Annotated in this window: 19 protein-coding genes; 6 read left to right on the forward strand and 13 right to left on the reverse strand. The window is 69.0% G+C overall.

Features of this window, described 5'->3' with window-relative positions; translation table 11 throughout:
• Nucleotides 1-159: 159 nt before the first annotated feature.
• The 7 genes from ACNPQM_RS07455 to ACNPQM_RS07485 form a co-directional block, all read right to left on the reverse strand.
• Nucleotides 160-708: a bacterial proteasome activator family protein gene (locus ACNPQM_RS07455; protein ID WP_327245455.1), complete on the reverse strand. Its 549-nt coding sequence runs from the start codon at nt 706-708 to the stop codon at nt 160-162.
• Nucleotides 709-827: 119 nt separating this feature from the next.
• The gene (locus ACNPQM_RS07460; RefSeq protein WP_418083376.1) at nt 828-3,662 is read right to left on the reverse strand and encodes an FtsX-like permease family protein; all 2,835 of its coding nucleotides are present in this window, start codon (nt 3,660-3,662) and stop codon (nt 828-830) included.
• Nucleotides 3,659-4,438 (reverse strand): ABC transporter ATP-binding protein, encoded by a 780-nt coding sequence (locus ACNPQM_RS07465; protein ID WP_418083377.1) that lies wholly within the window; start codon nt 4,436-4,438, stop codon nt 3,659-3,661. The genes ACNPQM_RS07460 and ACNPQM_RS07465 overlap by 4 nt, the downstream gene beginning before the upstream one ends.
• Nucleotides 4,439-4,701: 263 nt before the next feature.
• Nucleotides 4,702-5,316: a PadR family transcriptional regulator gene (locus ACNPQM_RS07470; protein WP_418083378.1), complete on the reverse strand. Its 615-nt coding sequence runs from the start codon at nt 5,314-5,316 to the stop codon at nt 4,702-4,704.
• Between the two features lie 84 nt (nt 5,317-5,400).
• Nucleotides 5,401-5,592 carry a hypothetical protein gene (locus ACNPQM_RS07475; protein ID WP_358860835.1) on the reverse strand — a complete coding sequence of 64 codons (192 nt, stop codon included), beginning with the start codon at nt 5,590-5,592 and terminating at the stop codon, nt 5,401-5,403.
• Nucleotides 5,593-6,518: 926 nt separating this feature from the next.
• The gene (locus tag ACNPQM_RS07480) at nt 6,519-6,944 is read right to left on the reverse strand and encodes a hypothetical protein (protein ID WP_418083379.1); all 426 of its coding nucleotides are present in this window, start codon (nt 6,942-6,944) and stop codon (nt 6,519-6,521) included.
• 183 nt (nt 6,945-7,127) lie between these two features.
• A complete protein-coding gene (locus ACNPQM_RS07485) occupies nt 7,128-8,759 on the reverse strand; it encodes a protein kinase domain-containing protein (RefSeq protein ID WP_418083380.1) in 1,632 nt (543 codons plus the stop codon).
• Between the two features lie 303 nt (nt 8,760-9,062).
• Here ACNPQM_RS07485 and ACNPQM_RS07490 point away from each other — a divergent pair, with 303 nt between their 5' ends.
• Nucleotides 9,063-10,625: a protein kinase domain-containing protein gene (locus ACNPQM_RS07490; RefSeq protein WP_418083381.1), complete on the forward strand. Its 1,563-nt coding sequence runs from the start codon at nt 9,063-9,065 to the stop codon at nt 10,623-10,625.
• A 203-nt stretch (nt 10,626-10,828) separates the two neighbouring features.
• Here the strand turns inward: ACNPQM_RS07490 and ACNPQM_RS07495 are convergent, their stop codons facing one another.
• The 3 genes from ACNPQM_RS07495 to ACNPQM_RS07505 all read right to left on the reverse strand — a co-directional run bounded on the left by ACNPQM_RS07495 (nt 10,829) and on the right by ACNPQM_RS07505 (nt 13,104).
• Complete coding sequence (locus ACNPQM_RS07495; RefSeq protein WP_418083491.1) at nt 10,829-11,812, reverse strand: phosphotransferase; 984 nt, start codon at nt 11,810-11,812, stop codon at nt 10,829-10,831.
• 63 nt (nt 11,813-11,875) lie between these two features.
• The gene (locus ACNPQM_RS07500; protein ID WP_418083382.1) at nt 11,876-12,304 is read right to left on the reverse strand and encodes a pyridoxamine 5'-phosphate oxidase family protein; all 429 of its coding nucleotides are present in this window, start codon (nt 12,302-12,304) and stop codon (nt 11,876-11,878) included.
• Between the two features lie 140 nt (nt 12,305-12,444).
• On the reverse strand, nt 12,445-13,104 hold the full coding sequence (locus ACNPQM_RS07505; protein ID WP_358860839.1) for a response regulator transcription factor: 660 nt from the start codon (nt 13,102-13,104) through the stop codon (nt 12,445-12,447).
• A 338-nt stretch (nt 13,105-13,442) separates the two neighbouring features.
• On the opposite strand from ACNPQM_RS07505, the gene pdhA reads away from it, so the two are divergent.
• The 3 genes from pdhA to ACNPQM_RS07520 are packed head-to-tail and all read left to right on the forward strand — an operon-like array spanning nt 13,443 to nt 16,986.
• Nucleotides 13,443-14,591 (forward strand): pyruvate dehydrogenase (acetyl-transferring) E1 component subunit alpha, encoded by a 1,149-nt coding sequence (gene pdhA, locus ACNPQM_RS07510; protein WP_358860840.1) that lies wholly within the window; start codon nt 13,443-13,445, stop codon nt 14,589-14,591.
• A gap of 2 nt (nt 14,592-14,593) precedes the next feature.
• The gene (locus ACNPQM_RS07515) at nt 14,594-15,574 is read left to right on the forward strand and encodes an alpha-ketoacid dehydrogenase subunit beta (RefSeq protein WP_418083383.1); all 981 of its coding nucleotides are present in this window, start codon (nt 14,594-14,596) and stop codon (nt 15,572-15,574) included.
• A gap of 11 nt (nt 15,575-15,585) precedes the next feature.
• Nucleotides 15,586-16,986, forward strand: coding sequence for a dihydrolipoamide acetyltransferase family protein (locus ACNPQM_RS07520; protein WP_418083384.1), 1,401 nt, complete (start codon nt 15,586-15,588; stop codon nt 16,984-16,986).
• 75 nt (nt 16,987-17,061) lie between these two features.
• Here ACNPQM_RS07520 and ACNPQM_RS07525 read toward each other — a convergent pair whose 3' ends face one another.
• Both ACNPQM_RS07525 and ACNPQM_RS07530 read right to left on the reverse strand, forming a co-directional pair.
• On the reverse strand, nt 17,062-17,247 hold the full coding sequence (locus ACNPQM_RS07525) for a hypothetical protein (RefSeq protein ID WP_418083385.1): 186 nt from the start codon (nt 17,245-17,247) through the stop codon (nt 17,062-17,064).
• A 41-nt stretch (nt 17,248-17,288) separates the two neighbouring features.
• Nucleotides 17,289-18,188 (reverse strand): D-alanyl-D-alanine carboxypeptidase family protein, encoded by a 900-nt coding sequence (locus ACNPQM_RS07530; protein WP_418083386.1) that lies wholly within the window; start codon nt 18,186-18,188, stop codon nt 17,289-17,291.
• 173 nt (nt 18,189-18,361) lie between these two features.
• On the opposite strand from ACNPQM_RS07530, the gene ACNPQM_RS07535 reads away from it, so the two are divergent.
• Both ACNPQM_RS07535 and ACNPQM_RS07540 read left to right on the forward strand, forming a co-directional pair.
• Nucleotides 18,362-19,036 carry a GntR family transcriptional regulator gene (locus tag ACNPQM_RS07535; protein WP_358860845.1) on the forward strand — a complete coding sequence of 225 codons (675 nt, stop codon included), beginning with the start codon at nt 18,362-18,364 and terminating at the stop codon, nt 19,034-19,036.
• Nucleotides 19,033-20,343, forward strand: coding sequence for an MFS transporter (locus tag ACNPQM_RS07540; protein ID WP_418083387.1), 1,311 nt, complete (start codon nt 19,033-19,035; stop codon nt 20,341-20,343). The genes ACNPQM_RS07535 and ACNPQM_RS07540 overlap by 4 nt, the downstream gene beginning before the upstream one ends.
• Before the next feature lie 62 nt (nt 20,344-20,405).
• Here the strand turns inward: ACNPQM_RS07540 and ACNPQM_RS07545 are convergent, their stop codons facing one another.
• Complete coding sequence (locus ACNPQM_RS07545) at nt 20,406-21,230, reverse strand: maleylpyruvate isomerase family mycothiol-dependent enzyme (RefSeq protein ID WP_358860847.1); 825 nt, start codon at nt 21,228-21,230, stop codon at nt 20,406-20,408.
• Nucleotides 21,231-21,395 lie beyond the last annotated feature (165 nt).

Consider the following 21,395-nt stretch of genomic DNA (forward strand, 5'->3'; position numbering starts at 1 on the left):
GGCCAGGCACACGAATTCGTGTGCCTGGCCCCGCTGTCCGTCCGTGCGTAGTGCCGTGACCGGCAATGTGTGCCCCATGAGGAGCGTCGTCTGCCGGGCGGCGCGACGGGGCAAAGCTTGCCGGGAGGGGCAGTGGATAGGTGGAAAAGGCGTTCGGGCTTACAGGTACGGTCCCGAGCGGATCGCCCCGTGCGCGTCCGACGCGCCGTCATCGTCCTCGTGACCGCTGCCCGGCGGGAGGGCGCGGCGCATCTGCTCCAGTTGCGCCCGGGCCGCCATCTGCTGGGCGAACAGCGCCGTCTGGATGCCGTGGAAGAGACCCTCCAGCCAGCCGACCAACTGAGCCTGTGCAATCCGGAGTTCCGCCTCGGAGGGCACCGACTCCTCGGTGAACGGCAGGGAGAGCCGTTCAAGTTCCTCCACCAGCTCCGGGGCCAGGCCATCCTCCAGCTCTTTCACTGAGCTTGCGTGGATCTCCTTGAGCCGGACCCGGCTCGCCTCGTCGAGAGGAGCCGCCCTGACCTCTTCCAGGAGCTGCTTGATCATGCTGCCGATGCGCATGACCTTTGCGGGCTGTTCGACCATTTCTGTCACTGGGACCTCACGCGATTCGTCGTCAGTGCCACCGCCGCCGATCGCCATGCCGTCCTGTCCCACTACGAGGACTTGGGGGTGCTCCTGCGACCGTTCATTCCTCGGCATCTCCATGGCGCCATTGTCTCGCACGCCTGCTGTACAACACGGTGGTGCCCCCGCAAACGGTTGATCCACCGTCTTTGGGGGCACCGAATCAGCCGGTCAGGTCATTGATCTCATCGGACGCCTCGTCATCCGGCGCGCCGTGCCAGCGCCAGGCGCGACCGTGTGAGCGCCGCCGCGAGCACCCCGGCCAGCAGCGGGATGCACACGACGAGCACACCGATGGTCGCCCAGGGCAGCACGATCGGCGTGTACGCCGACTGCGTGGGGTCGAGCCGCATCAACTTCAGCGCTTCCCGCGAATCGATGAGGCGCAGTGCCACCGCGGGCACCAGCCCCGCCAGTGTGCCGAGCACCACACCTGTGAGCGCCACCACCACACACTGGAAGCCGGACAGTTTCCGCCGCATGCTCGGAGTCGCACCCACGGCGCTGAGGGTGTTCAGATCGGCTTCCGCGTCCGCCTTGGCGAGGCCCGTGGTGATCGCGGCGGCGCCCAGAGTCACGGTGCCGGCGAACAGGGTCAGGATCAGCAGCACGGTGTTCTGCCGGTGGCTGGGGCCGGATTCGGACCGCACCCAGATACCCCCGCCGGCCTGCTCGATGGCACCGGACACCCGCTGGTCGTCGGCGCTCGTCGGCGTATGGGCGACGGTGTACACGCTCCCGGATGCCCTGGTGTGCAGGCTGAGCCGCTCCGCGGTCCTCTCCGGAAGGATCATGCGTATTCCGGGGGTGGCGGCGTACTTCGCGGGGGCCACGTACACCTTCAGCGTGTCCGTGGTGGTCCGCGTCTTGCCCGGGTGCAGCTTCCGGTTCTTCGTGTCCTTCTCGCTGTACCGGTGGACCGCCTTGACGGTGACCTCGCCGTTCTCCGCGTACACCGGGTTGAGCAGCACCGGAGTTCCCGCGACCAGTGCCTTGGCGGCTGCCGGGTCGTCGAGCTTCACATACGTGTCGAGCAGGGCCGCGTCCGCGACGACGATGCTGTTCCCGTCGGCGCTGAAGAGGCCCCACCCCATCAGGTCGGTGAGGCAGGCAGGGGAACGCATCAGCTTCTTGTGCTCGTCGGCGGAGAGCCGCGCGGCGAGTTCCTTGGCTCCCTTGCGGGTGAGCGGGCAGCTGTGGGCCTTGCCGGTGGGCTTGACCAGTTCCAGCGAGCCGCAGTGGTTCTCCTCGTACACACTGCAGTCGCTGCCTGCCCAGACCCGCCGGAAGTCCGCGTGTCCGCTGCTGACGGCCATGTTGCGCTCCACCGCTGCCCGGGCCAGCGGAAGGCGTTCTACCGCCTCCTCGGAGGACGCGACGATGATGGTCCCCTTGGTGAGCGACGGAACGTAGTTGTACTCCGCCTCGGCCATGTAGCTGGACATGTTCGTGGCGATGGCCACCGAACCCGCGACGGCCGCCATCACCGCAGCCACGGCGGGAGCGGTGCGACCGCGGTTGCGGGCCGCGTCCCGCAGCGCCATCCGGGGCGAGAGAGGCAGCATCCTGCCGAGCCGCCCCAGGAAACCGACGATCACCGGGATGCAGGCGAGCAGCCCGAGTTCGGCGATGATCGAGCCGCCGGCGACCAGCGTCGAATTCCCGCTGGTGCCGCCGTAGAGGGCGATCGCGGCACCGGAAGCCAGCACGCAGGCGCCCAGGATGGGCAGCAGCCGTGAGGAACGGCGGACACCGCGCCGTCCGGTGAGCGACTCCAGTACGGACTGCCGGCTCGCCACGATCGCCGGGGCGAGTGCCGCCAGCAGGCCGGTGATCAGGCCGATCACGGAGATGAGCAGCAACTCCAGCGGGGGCATCGAGAGGGGACCGAACCGTTGTCCGGCCCAGTCCTCGATCATGGGCTGGAGAGCCGTGGTGAGTCCGAGGCCCACCACGACACCCGTCACCGCGCCGATGCCACCGAGCACGAGACCGCCACCGAGCACCACGGCCCTGACGTGGCGCCGGTCTCCGCCGCAGGTGCCGAGAAGGCCGAGCTGGCGACGGGAGCGGCGCGCGCCGACCGCGAAGGCCGGTCCGGCGAGCAGCACGATCTCCAGGACCGCCATGGCGATCACGGTGACGAGTGCCGTGCTGAGCTCTTCGGATCCGGTGTCGTTGATGCCGGGGTTTCTGGCGGCCAGCGGGACCTCGGAGTCCGGCGGCGGGTCGAGGACGACCTGCCGGGACGTGACGAGCACGCCCTTCTTATTGGCCTCCAAGATGTGCGGCCAGGTCACGCCCACCCCTGCCGGGCCCTTGACCAGCCAGTCCATGGACCCGGCGTTCGGCGGAAGCACCTTCTTGTCGTGGTCGGCCCTGTCCTTCCACGGTGCGATGACCGTACCGGGGTCGGCATAGAGGGCCTGGGTGTTCAGCTCGCCGGGCCGCTCGACCACACCGGTGATGGTGTACTCCCGGCCGGAGTTGCGCACGGTGGTGGTCGAGCCGACGTGCAGTCCGGTCGCCTTCAGGAACGGCTCGGTGGCGGCCATCTCGCCCGTGCCGTGCGGGTAGGCGCCACGCACGAGGTCGATCTTGCCGCGGACCATCCTGTCCGACGTCCGGATCTCGACGATTTCAGTGTTCGTGACGCCGAACCGGGTGGTGACACTCGCCGGGACGGACTGGATGCTGACCGCCCGCGCCCCCTTGGGGAACGCCGTCCTGACGTCGACCGGGTCGCCGTTCCCCGCGGGGGGTGCGTCGCCGACGCTCATGTAGGTGCCCGCGTCGGGGAGCTGCTCGATGGGTCCGATCATCTGGTCCCTGAACAGCGCGTCGGCGGAGCCTATTTCGCTGGTCAGCGCCTCGGTGGCGGTCGGCGTCATGCTGCGGTACGTCACATCGAGTGCCGTGACGCCGAGCACCGGGACAGCGATCATCGCGACGACCAGTGCGCTGCGGCCCTTGGCGCGCATCGCGTCGCGCCTGGCTATGCGGAGGGAGGCCCGCCAGCCCGTGAAGATGCTCACCTGGCGCCCTCGGCGGCCAGCAGCGAGTCGGCGTCGGCGGTGAGCGTCTGGTCGACGATCGAACCGTCCCGGAGGAACACGACCCGGTCCGCCCAGGCGGCATACCGCGGCTCGTGCGTCACCATCACAGCGGCCGCACCCTGGTCACAGCGGTTGCGCAGGAGCGCGAGCACCGCCTCGCCGGTCTCGGAGTCGAGCGCTCCGGTCGGTTCGTCGGCGAGCACCAGGCGCCGGTCCCCCACCAGTGCGCGGGCGATCGCGACGCGTTGCTGCTGGCCGCCGGACATCTCGTCCGGGAACCGGTCGGCGATCTCCAGGAGGTTCAGCTCCTCCAGCGCCGCCCGCGCCTCCGTGCGGGCCTTGCGCACGGAGACCCCGTCGAGCTCGCGCGGCAGGGCGATGTTCTCGGCGGCGGTGAGCGCCGGTATCAGGTTGTAGTCCTGGAAGACATAGCCCACGCTGCGGCGGCGCAGGGCGGCGATGCCCTTGCGGCCGAGGCCGGCGATGTCCCGGCCCTCGATGATGACCTGGCCGCTGGACGCGGTGTCGAGACCGCCCGCGATGGTCAGCAGGGTGGACTTGCCGGAGCCGGACGGGCCCATCACGGCGACGAGTTCACCGGCGTGCACGGAGAGGTCGATGCCGCGCAGGGCATGCACCTCGGCGACGCCGGTGCCGTGGGTGCGGGTGAGCGCTCGGAGTTCGAGCACCGGTGCGTCGACCGGCAGTGCCGAACCGGACGAGGACACGGGTCGGGACGGGGCGCGCGAGGACATGATGGGTGGTTCCCCCCTTGGAACGGGTCTTGTGGGGCGACGACCGAGGAGGCCGTCGCCGATACCGAAGCGGTCGGTGATACCGGATCGGTCGTGAAACCGAGATGGTCGCTGCTACCGAAGCGGCCGGTGACCGGCGCGAAGCGTGTACGCCGCGGTCCGCGGTGTGTGTGCCGGGTGCGTACGTGGCAGTCCGTGGACGGTCTGAGCTCGGTGCGTACGTGGACGGTCTGAGCTCGGTGCCGGTTTCCGGGTGGTCGTGGTCAGCGTCGGGTGCGTGGCCGGGCGGTACGGGCCGGGGCGCGTTTGGCCGTACGTCCCTCGGGCTCCGGCTCCGTGGCGGCGGCCTCGGCGAGGCGGACCAGCCGGGACTCGCAGTGGTCCAGCCAGCGGGCCTCGGCCTCCGCCTGGAAGATCAGCTGCTCCAGTACGAGCAGCCAGGCGACCTCGTCGCGGTTGGCCGGGGCATCGGCGAGGGCCTGGGCCTTGAGACGGGTGTAGTCCTGCATCGCCTTGACCGTGTGGTGGCGCTGGGACTGGATGACGGCCAGGATGTCGACACCGGGCGCGCCGACCGCCATGGCGAGCTTGATGGCCAGCTCGTCACGGGGCGGGTTGCTGCGGTCGACGGGCGTCTCGAACCAGCTCCGCAGCTCGGTGCGGCCGTCGTCCGTGATCGCGTAGAGGGCGTGTCCCTGGTCGTCCTCGTCGTCCTGGACGACCAGGCCGTCGCGCTCCAGCCTGCTCAGAGTCGTGTAGACCTGGCCGACGTTGAGCGGCCAGGTGGAGCCGGTGCGTGACTCGAATTCGGTACGGAGCTGGGAGCCGTATCTGGGCCCCCGTTCCAGCAGGGCCAGCAGCCCGTGGCGGATCGACATACCGAGTATGTATACCGAGTATGCTGCGCAATGCAAGCTCCTGCTGGAACGCGCGGACGTAGCGGAGGGCTCGTGGGTCCTGTCTCAGTTCGGCCGGCGCAGACGGAACGCCAGGAAGCCCAGCCCCAGCCCTATCAGTGCGATTCCGGCGCCCAGCGACACCCTCTGCACTCGCCGCGCGGCGGGAGTGTCGAGTGACTGCGGCGCGAGTCGGCCCTCCGGCGGGGGGTCGCTCACCTCGGGCGTGGCCGCGGGCACCGCGACGGGAGTCGTCACGACGGGCTGCACCTCGGGCAGGCCGTGGGGGGTGTCGCGATGAGCGAGCTCCTCCGGAGAGAGCGGCCGGCCCGGCCGCAGGCGCCCTTCCCCGGCCTGCCGTCCAGCGAGTGGCGGCTGAGCCTCGGGGCGGGCCGACGGCCTGGCGGACCGGCTCACGGATGCCGTGGGGGAGGGTGAGGCGGGGCGTGAAGCCGAGGGCGAGGCGGGGCGTGAAGCCGGGGGTGAGGCGGGGCGTGAAGCCGAGGGCGAGGCCGAGGAGGAGGGGGTGGCCGGCCTGCCGGTCGATGCGGCCGGGGACGGCGAGGAGGGCGAGGACGGAATCGTCGAGTGCTCGGCCGAAGGGGTGACCGAGGGTTCGCCCGAAGGACCGGCGGATGCGTCGGAGGAAGGGGTGACGGTCGGGGCGGCGGGGTTCGGGGGCGAGGAGCGCTCGGGGGGCGGCGGAGCGCCAACCGATCCGCCGGGCCGAGCCCGGGTCAGCCCCGGCGTACCACCGGAAGTGCGCTGGTCGGAGTGTGCCTGTCCCTGTGCCGGTCCGAAGGCCGCCCCCGCGGCTATCACCAGACAGGCCACACACCTCGACGACCATATGGAGAGGAGTGCTGAAGCCATGTCGGTAGCGTCACATGTGGTGGTATGTCCGGCATCTCAGGCGATGGATACATGGGCGGGTAGCGTCTCCGGCATCTCAACGCTGCGCTTCGGCCAAGCTTCCTCATATCCGCATCGGCTCGGGTATGGAACTTTTGAACGTGCGCTGGTGAATTCTGAACACCAATAGATTCGACCTCAATGGCTCCTTGGAATGCGGAGAACTATTGAGATCCGCGGCAGTGCGTATTGTGACTCCAGTGACGGAAATGGACTGGCCACCAGTCGAAACCGGTGGCCAGTCCATTTCCCGTCAGTATTTTGGCGTTGGCTCAGATGTAAGGGTTGGTGATGGAGCGATCGTTGCACATCGCGAGCTCATCGCTTCCTTCCATCACGCTGACCTCGATGTAGACGTACTTGAGACCTCTGGTGTCCGTGGCCGTCGTTGTCCACGTGTGCGAGGTGCCCTTGCCGTCGTAGAGGTGATGCAATGTCCAGTTGTGCGATACCAAGTTGCGGTCCACCGTGAGCAACCGGATCGCTACATGATGGCCGTCCGCGGCGGTGTCCGTGACCGTGAGATTCACGTTCTTAATGCTATTGGCGTTAACGAACTCCCATGAGCCGCTGCCTTTGGCGCCGGTAATGCTGCATGACGCCCCCACGGGCGCCGCTGCTGCTGGCGATGCCGCGACAGGTATGGCAACTGCAGCCGCGATGCATGCGGAAGTCAAGGCAAGCAGATTTTTGCGCATGTGAATTCCTTTGCGTTGGCGATTGCCGTCCGCACAGTATTACATAGTATGTACATGTCAATGCTGTGTTCACGGGCGTGTCGACCAACGTGGGCCGCTCTGCGTGAGCCGACGGCACAATAATGGCGCCATACCGTGTGATGCCCTCGCGGAACGGGTGCTTTCGGTGAATCCGAGGTGCTACTACGCAGGGTCGCCCGTAGAGACGCGCAGCTCGAAGTGGGCGCCCTTCGGATCCATGGCGGTGCCGGCGGACGGGAACTGTTCCAGGACCTGGTCCTCGGCGTAGGTGTTGCCCGGGACATTGATCTTCTTGATCGTCCAGCCAGCGTCCCTGGCGCACGCCTTGGCGGAGAGGTAGTCCTTGTACGTGAAGTTCGGCGCCTCGATCTTGCTCGGGTCGTCGCTGTCCTCGGAGGGGTCGGTGCAGGCCTCCGTCTTCATCGTCCGGTTCCGCTCCGGATCCTTGTGCTCGCCCGCCACCGTCGAGCTGCTCGGGTCACCGCCCTTGCCCGTGTCCGAGCCCGGTTCGTTCTTCAGCGACAGCACTGTGATCAGGCCGCCGATCGCGATCAGCGCGACCACGATCGAACCGACGATCACCGGCATGTTCCGCTTGCCGCCGCCACCGGTGCCACCGCCGCCACCCACCGGCTGCGGCGAGGTCGCGTACGGCGTCGGGGCCGGGGTCCGGTACGCCGGGTTCGACTGCGGGTAGCCGTAGCCCGGCGACGGCGTGGGCGCCGGGGTCGGCGGGCCGTACGGGCCGGGCTGCTGCTGGTACTGCTGCGGCTGGTACGGCATCTGCACGCCCTGCGGCGCCTGCGTGGACTGGTCGACCGGCGGGAAGACCGCGGAGCCGACGCCCGAGCCGCTGTTCGCCGGTCCGGCCGCGCCGCCGATGATCACCGGGGCGCCCGTCTGACCGCCCGCGCTCAGCACGCGCGTGATCTCGTCCTGCATCGCCGCCGCGCTGGGGAAGCGCTCGTTCGGGTTCTTCTTCAGTGCCCGGGCGACCAGTGCGTCCATCGCCGGAGTGATCGATCGGTTGATGGAGGACGGCACGACCGGCTCCTCCTGGACGTGCGCGTACGCGATGGCGAGCGGCGAGTCCGCGTCGAACGGGATCCGTCCGGTCAGCAGCTGGAACAGCATGATGCCGACCGAGTACAGGTCGGAGCGCGCGTCCACCCCACGGCCCAGGGCCTGTTCGGGGGAGAGGTACTGCGGGGTGCCGACGACCATGCCGGTCTGCGTCATCGACGTGACGCCCGACTGCATGGCGCGGGCGATGCCGAAGTCCATGACCTTGACGACGCCGCGCTTGGTCACCATCACGTTGCCGGGCTTGATGTCGCGGTGGACCAGGCCCATTTCATGGCTGGTGTCCAGCGCGGCCAGCACGTCGCCGGTGACCTTGAGTGCCTTCTCGGCCGGCATCGCACCGTAACTGCGGATGTCCGCCTGGAGCACGGAGCCGAGCGGCTCCCCCTCGACGTACTCCATGACGATGTACGGCATCAGCGCGCCGCCGAGCTCGTCCTCGCCGGTGTCGAAGACCGAGACGATGTTGGTGTGCTGCAGCTTGGCCACGGCCTGAGCCTCGCGACGGAACCGCTCACGGAAGGACTGCTCACGTCCCAGCTCCGTGTGCAGAGTCTTGATCGCCACTTGACGGTCGAGCGCGGAGTCGTACGCCAGATATACGGACGCCATCCCGCCTTCGCCGAGCAGGTCGCGAAGCTGGTAGCGGCCGCCGGCGACCGAACCGCCCGCGTAGCGACCCTGGGCGCCGTGTGCGCCGTCCTGGCTCATGACTTGCTTCCCCCTCGGCACGCGTCCCGCGCGAAGATCCGTATGACGCGCCAAGTCTGCCCGAGGGGTACGGCACGTCAAGCCGGGTGCCCGTTCCGTGACCCTACGCACAGGAAGCGTCTCGGAAGCGTTACAGGAAAAGCACGGAATTTGCGTGAGCGGTGCGGCAGCCGGTTTGATGGCCCGTCCCTCTCGAGAACAGGGTGTCCGGCAGAGCCTGTAGCGTGACGTGGCAATGCAGCAAGGCACGCAAGACACCGTGAGAACCCGTGGACGCGCGGACAGAAACGACGGCGAGGACTGATGGCACCCGAACCCGAAGCAAACGGCGGCGGAGTCTCGGATGCAGCCGACTCCTGGGGTATCGGAGGTGTGGTCGGCGACGGACGTTACCGGATGACACACCGGCTGGGCCGGGGTGGTATGGCCGAGGTCTTTGCCGCGGAGGACGTCCGGCTGGGACGTACCGTCGCGGTGAAGCTGCTCCGTTCCGATCTTGCCGAGGACCCGGTCTCCAAGGCCCGGTTCACGCGTGAGGCGCAGTCGGTCGCAGGCCTCAACCACCATGCGATCGTCGCCGTGTACGACTCCGGTGAGGACGTCGTGGGCGGCCAGACCGTCCCGTACATCGTGATGGAGCTCGTCGAGGGCCGCACCATCCGTGATCTCCTGCTCAACGCCGAAGCGCCGCCGCCCGAGCAGGCGTTGATCATCGTCTCGGGGGTGCTGGAGGCCCTCGCGTACTCGCACCAGCACGGCATCGTGCACCGTGACATCAAGCCGGCCAACGTGATCATCACGAACTCCGGCGCCGTCAAGGTGATGGACTTCGGCATCGCCCGTGCGCTGCACGGCGCGCAGTCGACGATGACCCAGACCGGCATGGTCATGGGCACGCCGCAGTACCTCTCCCCCGAGCAGGCGCTGGGCAAGGCCGTCGACCATCGCTCCGACCTGTACGCCACCGGCTGTCTGCTCTACGAACTCCTGGCGCTGCGGCCCCCGTTCACGGGCGAGACGCCGCTCTCCGTGGTGTACCAGCACGTTCAGGACATTCCGGTCCCGCCGTCCGAGATCCTGGAAGCGGTGCCGCCGGAGCTGGACGGGCTCGTCATGCGGTCGCTCGCGAAGGACCCGGACGACCGGTTCCAGAGCGCCGAGGAGATGCGCGGGCTGATCCAGTACAGCCTGCAGATGCTCCAGGTGCAGGGTGGTCATTCGGGTACGTGGAACACCGGGCCGGTCGCCGCGCACGAGTTCGGCAACACCCCCGCCATGGGCATGTCCGGCGGGACGATGGCGATGGGGCACCCGCAGCACGGGGACACCTCGCAGAGCCCGATCCTGCCACCGATGAATCCGGACGACGGCGGGTACGACGGCGGACACCGGAGCGGTGGCGGCCGCGGCAAGCTCTGGCTGTTCGTCGTCCTCGCGCTGATCGCGATCGGGGCGGGTGTCGCCATCGCGGTGAACGCCGCGGACAACAGCGACACCACCCACAAGAAGACGCCGACCACGACCTCCAGCTCCCCCGCAGCCACGAAGAGTTCGGCGGAGCCGACCGACGAGCAGTCGGACATCGTCCCGCCGGCGGACGACACCACCGGTGGCAAGCAGCAGCCGAACAACCCGCCGTCCTTCTCCCGGTCGCCCTCGCAGACCACGCCGTCCCAGACCCCGTCCAACACGGCCACCCCGCCGGACACCGGCACGTCCGACGGCACGACGAACGAGGGTACGACCGGTGGCGAGACCCCCCTGCCGAGTGACACCGCGACTGCTCCGGGCACCCCGGGTGGCGGCGACGCTGCCGGGGCAGCCGGCGGCAGCCCCGGTGACAGCGCGGCCGGTGGTACGCCTTAGGGCGTGCTTCGACAGTCCCGCCTGCCGGGCGACGCCTGGCACGCACGCTCGCCGCGTTGTCGGGCTCGCCCCGATACGACCGGTATCGGGGCGAGCCTCCGCCTTGCGATCGCACAAACCGGACGCCGCCCGGCCCGCCCTACGGCCGGACGACGCTACTTTCGGAACACGCCCTAGCAGAGCCCCTGTGGCCCTGCCCGCCCTCACCCCGTGAAGGCGTCGCGCACTGCCTCGTACTCCCGCGTCCACCAGACCGCCAGGGCCGACACCGCAGGAAACTGCGGGTCGGCCCTTCGGTCGTCCAGGCGATAGCGCCAGCGCAGTATCCAGAAGTCGTTGAGACGCTCCCACCACACCCGGTGCACCGCGGCAGCCAGTTCGCAGGCGCCCGCCCCGACCGCACACCGGTAGGCCCGCGCGTAGGCCCGTACCCTCTCCAGGTCCAGCTTCCCGGCGGGCTGTACGAAGAAGATCGCCGCGGCCCGTACCGCCTCCTCGGCGCGCGGCTGAACCCCCAGCCGGTCCCAGTCGATGATCGCCACCGGGTCGGCGCCCTGGTACAGCACGTTCAGCGGGTGGAAGTCGCCGTGCACCCAGCCGGTCGCCGGGATGTCGGGGGTGGGCGGCCGGCGGTCGGCGTGCCGCTCCAGCAGGGCGCGCCGTTCGACGAGGCGGTGCTCGGCCAGCTCGTCGAAGGAGTCCCGGGGGCGGTGCTCGCGCGCCGCGGCCAGCAGGTCGTCGATCAGCGCGAACGTGTCGACGGCGTCCGGGCTGGCATGCCCGCGCCCCCCGGCCGTCCCCGTCTCCATCACCTGCGCGAGCCCCGTGTGTACGGCTCCGAGGAGCGTCCCGAGCCGTTCCGACTGGGCGAGGGTCAGCTGGGCGCCGACCCGGTGCAGTCCGTCCACCCAGGGGTGCAGCGCGTAGCACCGGCCGTCGATCTCCGTGACCGTGCCGCCCTCCGTGTCCTCGACGGGCGGGGCGACCGGCACCCCGAGGGACTGCAGCCGCTGGGTGGCGCGGTGCTGGCGGACGATCGTCGCGCGGTCGCCGGTGGAGTCGTCGAGATGGTGTTTGAGAAAGTACGAGCCGTGGGTGGTGGAGACGCGGTAGCCGTGGTTGAGGAGGCCCTTGGTGAGGGGCTTGCAGCTGAGGGGCTCACCGGCGTCCGGGTAGCGGCGCAGCACCTCGCCGACCGGAGGAACAGGCGGAAGGGTGACAGATGAGCGCGGCACTCGCCAGATGGTAGATCACGCTGCGTGTCGGTTCGCCTGACTTGCGTGGTGGCTCAGAGTGTGCACCGTGACGAAGTGCGGGGCGAGGCGGAGGTAGACCGGCTCGAAGGGTTCGCCGCTGACCTCCCGAGGTGCCGCACCGAAGCGCTCGCGCTGCTCCTCGGTCGGATGCACGATCTCGGCAGGACCGGTGAACTGGACCGACCACAGGTTGCCGCCGTCGCCGGAGGCTGCCGTGTTGAAATTGTCCGCCCCGTACGCGACGACGGTGCCGTCGCACGAGGCGTGGTACCCGAGTCCGCTGTGCATCCGCAGGACGACGTGGCCGTCGACCACGATGTGGCGGGCCACCGCCAGACAGGGGAGTGCCCGTCGGGTCGTCGCCAGCCGGCCGTACGGCACCCCGGCGAGCAACTCGATCGCCTGCAGTTCCTCGGAGGACATGCGCTCCACTCTGCGGCACCGTGATGGGCACAGAAAGAGGCCGCAGCCCCGGGTGATCCGGGACCAAAGTCCCGAGGACCGCCCGGGACCACGGCCCCGTCGGAGAGGAGGGAGGGCGCCCGCGGCCCGTCCCGTACCGCTCAGTGCTGCTCGGCCTGGAGCCGCGCCACATAGGCGGCTGCCTGCGAGCGGCGCTCCATGCCCAGCTTGGAGAGCAGGCTGGAGACATAGTTCTTGATCGTCTTCTCGGCGAGATGGAGCCGCTCACCGATCACCCGGTTCGTCAGCCCCTCGCCGATCAGATCGAGGATCTTGCGCTCCTGGTCGGTGAGGCTCGCGAGCTTGTCGTCGCCCCGGCCCTTCTTCCCCTCGCGCAGCCGCTCCAGCACACGCGCGGTCGCGACCGGGTCCAGCAGCGATTTTCCGGCCGCCACATCCCGTACCGCATTCAGCAGCTCATTGCCGCGGATCGCCTTGAGCACATATCCCGACGCACCCGCCATGATCGCGTCGAAGAGAGCTTCGTCATCGGCGTACGAGGTCAGCATCAGGCAGTGGATGCTGTCGTCCAGGGACCGGATCTCACGGCAGACCTCCACCCCGCTGCCGTCCGGCAGCCGTACGTCGAGCACCGCCACATCGGGCCGCGTGGCGGGGATGCGCACCAGAGCGTCCGCCGCCGTACCGGCTTCGCCGACGACTTCGATGTCGTCCTCGACCGAGAGCAGCTCATGGACACCGCGTCGGACGACTTCATGATCGTCCAACAGAAATACGGTGATTTTTCCTTCTTCGCGCACAATCGCAGTCTCACACACTCCCCTCTTCCCTGCCGCTGAACGGCGGGATAACGTGCCGTTGTTCCGGCGGCCTGCAAGGCCGTTCCCAGCGCTGTGACCAGCGAGAGTTCCCGAATTTCTCGATTTACTTGGAAATCCAAGCAAAATCGCAGGTCAGGGAGTGTTTCGCAGTTGTGCGATGCACTGGGTAACGTGCCTTTGACAGGACGCTCGCCGGGGCACCTGTCACGCCTGTTCCCGGCCGAGCGGCACCCACCCCGTGCACGGGTACGGACACAGGCGAGCCGCACTGGTCTCCCGGCAGACCCCGGGGGCCGGACCGACGGAGGAGCACGCACGTGACCGTGGAGAGCACTGCCGCGCGCAAACCGCGACGCAGCAGCAAGCGGACCAGCGCCGCGAAGACGCCACAGAGTTCCGAGCCCGAGCTTGTACAGCTGCTGACGCCCGAGGGCGAGCGCGTCGAGCACCCGGACTACACGATCGACCTGACCGCGGACGAGCTGCGCGGTCTGTACCGGGACATGGTCCTGACCCGCCGCTTCGACGCCGAGGCGACCGCCCTGCAGCGTCAGGGCGAACTGGGTCTGTGGGCCTCGCTGCTCGGCCAGGAGGCCGCGCAGATCGGTTCCGGCCGAGCACTGCGCGACGACGACTACGTCTTCCCGACCTACCGTGAGCACGGTGTCGCCTGGTGCCGCGGGGTCGACCCGACCAATCTGCTCGGGATGTTCCGCGGTGTGAATCACGGCGGCTGGGACCCGAACAGCAACAACTTCCACCTGTACACGATCGTCATCGGCTCGCAGACCCTGCACGCCACCGGCTACGCCATGGGCGTCGCCAAGGACGGCGCGGACTCCGCTGTGATCGCGTACTTCGGGGACGGTGCCTCCAGCCAGGGCGACGTCGCCGAGTCGTTCACCTTCTCCGCGGTCTACAACGCCCCGGTCGTCTTCTTCTGCCAGAACAACCAGTGGGCGATCTCCGAGCCCACCGAGAGGCAGACCCGCGTCCCGCTCTACCAGCGCGCGCAGGGCTTCGGCTTCCCCGGCGTCCGGGTCGACGGCAACGACGTACTCGCCTGCCTCGCCGTCACCAAGTCGGCGCTGGAGCGGGCCCGCCGGGGCGAGGGACCCACCCTCGTCGAGGCGTTCACCTACCGGATGGGCGCGCACACCACCTCCGACGACCCGACGAAGTACCGGGCGGACGAGGAACGCGCCTCCTGGGAGGCCAAGGACCCGATCCTGCGGCTCAGGACGTATCTGGAGAAGCAGGGCCTCGCCGACGAGGCGTACTTCTCCGCGCTCGACGAGGAGAGCGAGGCTCTCGGCAAGCGGGTCCGTGAAGCGGTACGGGCCATGCCCGATCCGGACCGGATGGCGATCTTCGACCACGCGTACGCCGACGGCAACCCCCTCGTCGACGAGGAGCGCGCCCAGTTCGCCGCCTACCAGGCTTCGTTCGCCGAGGAGGGCAACTAGTCATGGCCCTGGAAAAGATGTCCATCGCGAAGGCGCTCAACGAGTCGCTGCGCAAGGCCCTCGACACCGACCCCAAGGTCCTCATCATGGGTGAGGACGTCGGCAAGCTGGGCGGGGTCTTCCGGATCACCGACGGGCTCCAGAAGGACTTCGGCGAGGACCGGGTCATCGACACGCCGCTCGCCGAGTCCGGCATCGTCGGCACCGCGATCGGTCTGGCCCTGCGCGGCTACCGGCCGATCGTGGAGATCCAGTTCGACGGCTTCGTCTTCCCCGCGTACGACCAGATCGTCACGCAGCTCGCGAAGATGCACGCCCGTGCCCTCGGCAAGATCAAGCTGCCGGTCGTCGTCCGGATCCCGTACGGCGGCGGCATCGGCGCCGTCGAGCACCACAGCGAGTCGCCCGAGGCGCTGTTCGCGCACGTCGCGGGGTTGAAGGTGGTCTCGCCGTCCAATGCGTCGGATGCCTACTGGATGATGCAGCAGGCCGTCCAGAGCGACGACCCGGTCATCTTCTTCGAGCCGAAGCGGCGTTACTGGGACAAGGGCGAGGTCGAGACCGACCTCATTCCCGGTCCGCTGCACAAGGCCGCGACGGTACGGGAGGGCTCGGACCTCACCCTCGCCGCGTACGGCCCGATGGTGAAGGTCTGCCTGGAGGCCGCCGCGGCCGCCCAGGAGGAGGGCAAGTCGATCGAGGTCCTGGACCTGCGGTCGATCTCCCCGATCGACTTCGACGCCGTCCAGGCCTCGGTCGAGAAGACCGGCCGGCTGGTCGTCGTCCACGAGGCGCCGGTGTTCTACGGCTCCGGTGCCGAGATTGCCGCCCGCATCACCGAGCGCTGCTTCTACCATCTGGAGGCACCGGTGCTCAGGGTCGGCGGCTACCACGTCCCGTATCCGCCGGCGCGTCTCGAGGACGAGTATCTGCCGGGCCTGGACCGGGTGCTCGACGCCGTCGACCGCTCGCTGGCGTACTGAGGAGAGGGGTCGTGACGACGATGACCGAAACGTCTGCTCGCTTCCGTGAGTTCAAGATGCCCGACGTGGGCGAGGGACTGACCGAGGCCGAGATCCTCAAGTGGTACGTACAGCCGGGTGACACCGTCACCGACGGCCAGGTCGTCTGCGAGGTCGAGACCGCGAAGGCGGCCGTGGAGCTGCCGATCCCGTTCGACGGCGTGGTGCACGAGCTGCGCTTCGCCGAGGGCACGACCGTCGACGTCGGCCAGGTGATCATCGCGGTGGACGTGGCGCCGGGCAGCGGTGACACGGCTGCGGAGGCGGCTCCGGCCTCGGCCGAACCGGAACCGGCTGCGGAACCGGAGGCACCGAAGGGCCGCCAGCCGGTGCTGGTGGGCTACGGCGTGGCCGAGTCCTCCACCAAGCGCCGCGCCCGCAAGGGCGCGGCGCAGCCGGCGGCCGCGGCTGCCGCGATTCAGGGCGAGCTGAACGGTCACGGACCGGCCGTCCAGGAGAGCCGCCCGCTCGCCAAGCCGCCGGTGCGCAAGCTGGCCAAGGACCTGGGCATCGACCTGGCCACGGTCGTCCCGACCGGCGAGGGCGGGATCATCACGCGCGAGGACGTGCACGCGGCGGCCGCACCGGCGCAGGCGCCGGCGGCCGCACCGGCCCCGGTACCGGCCACGGTCCCGGAACCGGTGGTCACCGCTCCCGCTCCGGTACCGGGTGCCCGGGAGACCCGTATTCCGGTCAAGGGTGTGCGGAAGGCCATCGCGCAGGCCATGGTCGGCAGTGCGTTCACCGCACCGCATGTCACCGAGTTCGTGACGGTCGACGTCACGCGCACGATGAAGCTCGTGGCGGAGCTCAAGGACGACAAGGACATGGCGGGGGTCAGGGTCAACCCGCTCCTGATCATTGCCAAGGCGCTCCTGGTTGCGATCAAGCGGAACCCGGAGATCAACGCGGCCTGGGACGAGGCCAACCAGGAGATCGTGCAGAAGCACTATGTGAACCTGGGCATCGCGGCCGCCACCCCGCGCGGTCTGATCGTGCCGAACATCAAGGACGCGCAGGACAAGACCCTGCCGCAGCTCGCCGCAGCACTGGGCGAGCTGGTCGCCACGGCCCGGGACGGCAGGACGTCTCCCGCCGCCATGGCGGGCGGCACGGTGACGATCACCAACGTCGGCGTCTTCGGCGTCGACACGGGTACGCCGATCCTGAACCCGGGCGAGTCCGCGATCCTCGCGGTCGGTGCGATCAAGCTGCAGCCGTGGGTCCACAAGGGCAAGGTGAAGCCCCGTCAGGTCACCACGCTGGCGCTGTCGTTCGATCATCGTCTGATCGACGGCGAGCTCGGTTCCAAGGTCCTGGCGGATGTCGCCGCGATCCTGGAACAGCCCAAGAGGCTGATCACCTGGGCCTGATGGCCGTGTGAGACGGAAGAAGCGGGCCTGCGCGGAGATTCCTTCCGCGCGGGCCCGCTTTTCTGTCGGGGCAGGTCACTCGGCGGGGGCCGGGATCACCCGGTCCTCGGCGGACGCCGGCCAGGTGCCGTCGGCGTACACGGCGGTCACCCGGTAGAGGTGGATGGCGGCGACCGACGGTGCGGCGACGCTGCGAGGCCGCCCACGAGGAATCGCGGAGAGCCCGCGGCCGGGTGCAGGAAAGGGCCCGCCGTTCCGCACGGCGGACCCCTCCTCGTGCCCCCGGAAGCAAGGGTGGAGGACTACTTCTGGAAGGAGTAGTCCATGATCTTCTTCATGTCCGCGGTCCGGGTGGTCGCGCTCGTGGAGGCGAGCACGGTGCCGATGACCGTCTTGCCGTTCCGGGTCGCGGCGAAGACCAGGCAGTACTTGGCCGTCGGGCCGGAGCCGGTCTTCACGCCGATCGCGCCGCTGTAGCTGCTGAGCATCGTGTTGGTGTTGGACCACGACATGTAGCGGTAGCCACCGCTCTTCGTGGTGACCTTCTGCGAGGTCGACTTGGTCTTCACGATGGTGCGGAAGGTGGAGTTCTTCATTGCGCTGCTGGCGATCTTCGTCAGGTCGCGCGGCGTCGAGTAGTTCGAGCCGTTCCCTATGCCGTCGAACGAGTCGAAGTGGGTGTTCGTCAGACCGAGGGACTTGGCGGAGGCGTTCATCTTGCCGATGAACGACTTCACGCGGGCCGCGCGGGTGGTGCCGGTGCCGTACTTGTCGGCGAGCGCGTACGCGGCGTCGCAGCCGGACGGCAGCATCAGACCGTAGAGGAGCTGGCGGACGGTGACCTTGTCGCCGACGATCAGGCGAGCCGACGAGGCGTTGTTGGCGACGATGTAGTCGCTGTACGCCTTCTGGATCGTGACCTTGGAGTCCAGGTTGAGGTTGCTCTGCGCCAGCACCACCTTGGCCGTCATGATCTTGGTGGTCGAGCCGGTGGAGCGACGGGTGTCCGCAGCCTTCGTGTACAGCGTCTTCGCGGTTCCGTTGTTCATCACGTAGCCGCCCGCGGCGGTAATCGTGGGGGTGGGCGGCGTGGCAGCCTGCGCCGTGGAGGCGAAGACGCTGCCCGCGATGACGGCACCCGCGGTAAGAGCCACGGTGGCAGTGGCGGAAACGCGGTTTATGCCCTTAATACCAATTTTCAACTTGAACGCTCCAAATGCCCCTGGAATGCGGCCGCATGTCGGTGCCGCTCGGTGGTGAGACTCACGAGGTGTGCGAATGGATGTGCTGAATCCCCGAGTAATTTCCGGGGTTTTACCGTCCAGATTCCGGACAGTGCCGCCGCATGGGTGCATGTTGTATCTATGCTGTGTGCATGCCTGCCGCACCCCCTGTCGTGACGCGCCCGCCCGTCAAGCAGCCGCCCGCCGCCGAACGCGTCTACACCCACATCAAGCAGGCGGTCCTCGACCGCCGTTACGAGGGGGGCACCCTCCTCACCGAGGGCGACCTCGCGGACGCCGTGGGCGTCTCCCGTACACCCGTGCGCGAGGCCTTGCTGCGGCTGGAGGTCGAAGGGCTGATCAAGCTCTATCCGAAGAAGGGGGCCCTGGTGCTTGCCGTCTCCGCGCAGGAGATCGCGGATGTGGTGGAGACCCGGCTGCTCGTGGAGGAGTTCGCCGCCCGCAAGGCCGTGCCCGCCTCGGCGAAGCTGATCGCCCGCCTGGAGGAACTGCTCGACGAGCAGCGACGGCAGGTGGCGGCCGGGGACCTGGCCGCCGTGTCGGTCGCGGACCGCTGCTTCCACGCCGAGATCGTGCGCAACGCCGGCAACGAGATCCTGTCACGCCTCTACGACCAGCTGCGTGACCGGCAGTTGCGGATGGGCGTCGCCGTGATGGAGGCGCATCCCAGCAGGATCGCCGCCAACATCACCGAGCACACCGAGCTGCTGGAGGCCATCAGGGCCGGGGACGCGGACGGTGCCGCGCAGGTCGTAAGACGCCATGTCAGCCGGGTCAGGGTGCTGGTCCGGGGTGAGGACCGGTGAGTTCTGCTGCCGCTCCCACCCTGTCCCTGCCCGGTGATCCGCCCGGCGGCCGGCGGGCCGCCCGGGTCTGGGGCATCGGCGTCGCCGTCTACTTCGTCGCCATCATCTTCCGTACGAGCCTCGGGGTCGCCGGTCTCGACGCCGCCGACCGGTTCGACGTCAACGCCTCCGCGCTGTCGACGTTCTCCATCCTGCAGCTGCTCGTCTACGCGGGCATGCAGATACCTGTCGGCCTGATGGTCGACCGGCTCGGCACCAAGAAGGTCCTCACCCTCGGGGCCGTCCTGTTCACCGTCGGGCAGCTCGGCTTCGCTCTCTCCCCGTCGTACGGCATGGCGCTGGCCTCCCGGGCGCTGCTCGGCTGCGGCGACGCGATGACGTTCATCAGCGTGCTGCGGCTCGGTGCCCGCTGGTTCCCGGCCCGGCGCGGACCGCTGATCGGCCAGATCGCCGCACTGTTCGGCATGGCGGGCAACCTCGTCTCCACGCTCTTCATCGCCCGCGCCCTGCACAGCTTCGGCTGGACCGCCACGTTCGCGGGCAGCGCGGCCGCCGGGGCCGTGGTCCTCGTCCTGACCCTCCTCTTCCTGAAGGACCACCCCGAGGGATACGAGCCGCCGCCCGTTGAACACGCGGGCGCCGCGTACGTACGCAAGCAGATCGCCGCCTCGTGGCGGGAGCCCGGCACCCGGCTCGGGATGTGGGTGCACTTCACCACGCAGTTCCCGGCCATGGTGTTCCTGCTGCTGTGGGGGATGCCGTTCCTGGTGGAGGCACAGGGGCTTAGCCGGTCCACTGCCGGGGAGCTGCTCACCCTGGTGGTGCTCTCCAACATGGCCGTCGGCCTCGTCTACGGACAGGTCATCGCCCGCCACCACGCCGCGCGCGCCCCGCTCGCCCTCGGCACGGTCGCGGTGACGGCCGTCGTGTGGGCGTCGACGATCCTGTACCCGGAAGACCACGCGCCGATGTGGCTGCTGATCACGCTCTGCGCGGTGCTCGGCGCCTGTGGACCCGCCTCGATGATCGGCTTCGACTTCGCACGCCCGGCCAACCCGCCGCAGCGCCAGGGCACCGCATCGGGGATCGTCAACATGGGCGGTTTCATTGCCTCGATGACGACACTGTTCGCCGTCGGTGTGCTGCTCGACGCGACGGGGGACAACTTCCGCATCGCGTTCGCCTCGGTCTTCGTCCTGGAGGCGGTCGGGGTCGTGCAGATCCTGCGGCTGCACGCCCGCGCCACGCTCCGCGAGCGGAACCACCATGTGATCAGCCGCGTGGAGGCAGTGCACGTTCCCGCGTGACGCCTGCCGCGGCCGGCGCCCGTCTCTTCGCCTCACAAGGACGGGCGCCGCCGGCCGTGCCGTTACGGCGTGACGGCGAAGTTCTGCAGGATCGCCGTTGCCAGCTCCTGGTCGCCCTCGACCTTGATCCGGTCCGCGACCGCCGTCGCCCGCACCCGCCCGCAGGCCAGCCGGACGTACGTCTCCCAGTCCATCGCCAGTGTCACCGCGGGCCCCAGCGACGGCGAACCGTCCACCGAACCACGGCCGTCCGCGTCGACCCTGACCGTGCGCAGGAACTCCATCGGCCCGTGCACATCGAGCACGACCGCCGAATTCGGCGGTGCGCCCGCGTCCTTGGCGACCACCTTCGGCAGCGCGGCGAGGAGCGTGTCCCGGGTGATGGTGGCGCCGGGGGAGTCGAGATTGCCGGGCTTGCCCAGCGTCGTACGCAGATCCTGCTCGTGCACCCAGACGTCGAAGGCTCGCATCCGCAGTGCCAGTTCGAGGGTCTGCTCGGCGCCGAGCGGCGCGCGGGTCATGGTCTCCGGGGCACGCGACTCGTTCCGCAGCTGACGCGAGCGGCGGATGATCGTGTACTCCAGCTCGGAGGTCATCTCGGGTGCCGTGTGGTGGCGCCGCACATCGACCTGTATCTCCATATAACGGGTGAAGTCGTTCTGTACGTGGTAGAGATCGCGCGGCAGCGTGTGGATCGGCCGCGGGTCGCCGAGCTGCTCGCACTCCATACCGATGATGTGCGAGACGATGTCGCGCACCGACCAGCCGGGGCACGGTGTACGGCGATTCCACTCCCCCTCGGCGAGCGGCGTCACCAGCTCAGCTATCGACTCGATGGAGTGGGTCCAGGCATCGGCGTAGGTCTGGAGGCTGGGATGGACGGTCACGGGACCCCTCGTGCGGTTCTGCGGTGCATGGGCTGGACTGCTGGCGCGGTCGGCGGGCGGCGGCTGCGGGCTGTGTGGGAGGTTCGATCGCTAAGTTACGCTGCGAGCAGGCACCCCGGCAGTGCTTTCGTGTGACGATCGTAGGCCGTGTTGACGGCTCGAATG

The sequence above is a fragment of the Streptomyces sp. NPDC056231 genome (assembly GCF_048270745.1).
Classification (GTDB): Bacteria; Actinomycetota; Actinomycetes; order Streptomycetales; family Streptomycetaceae; genus Streptomyces.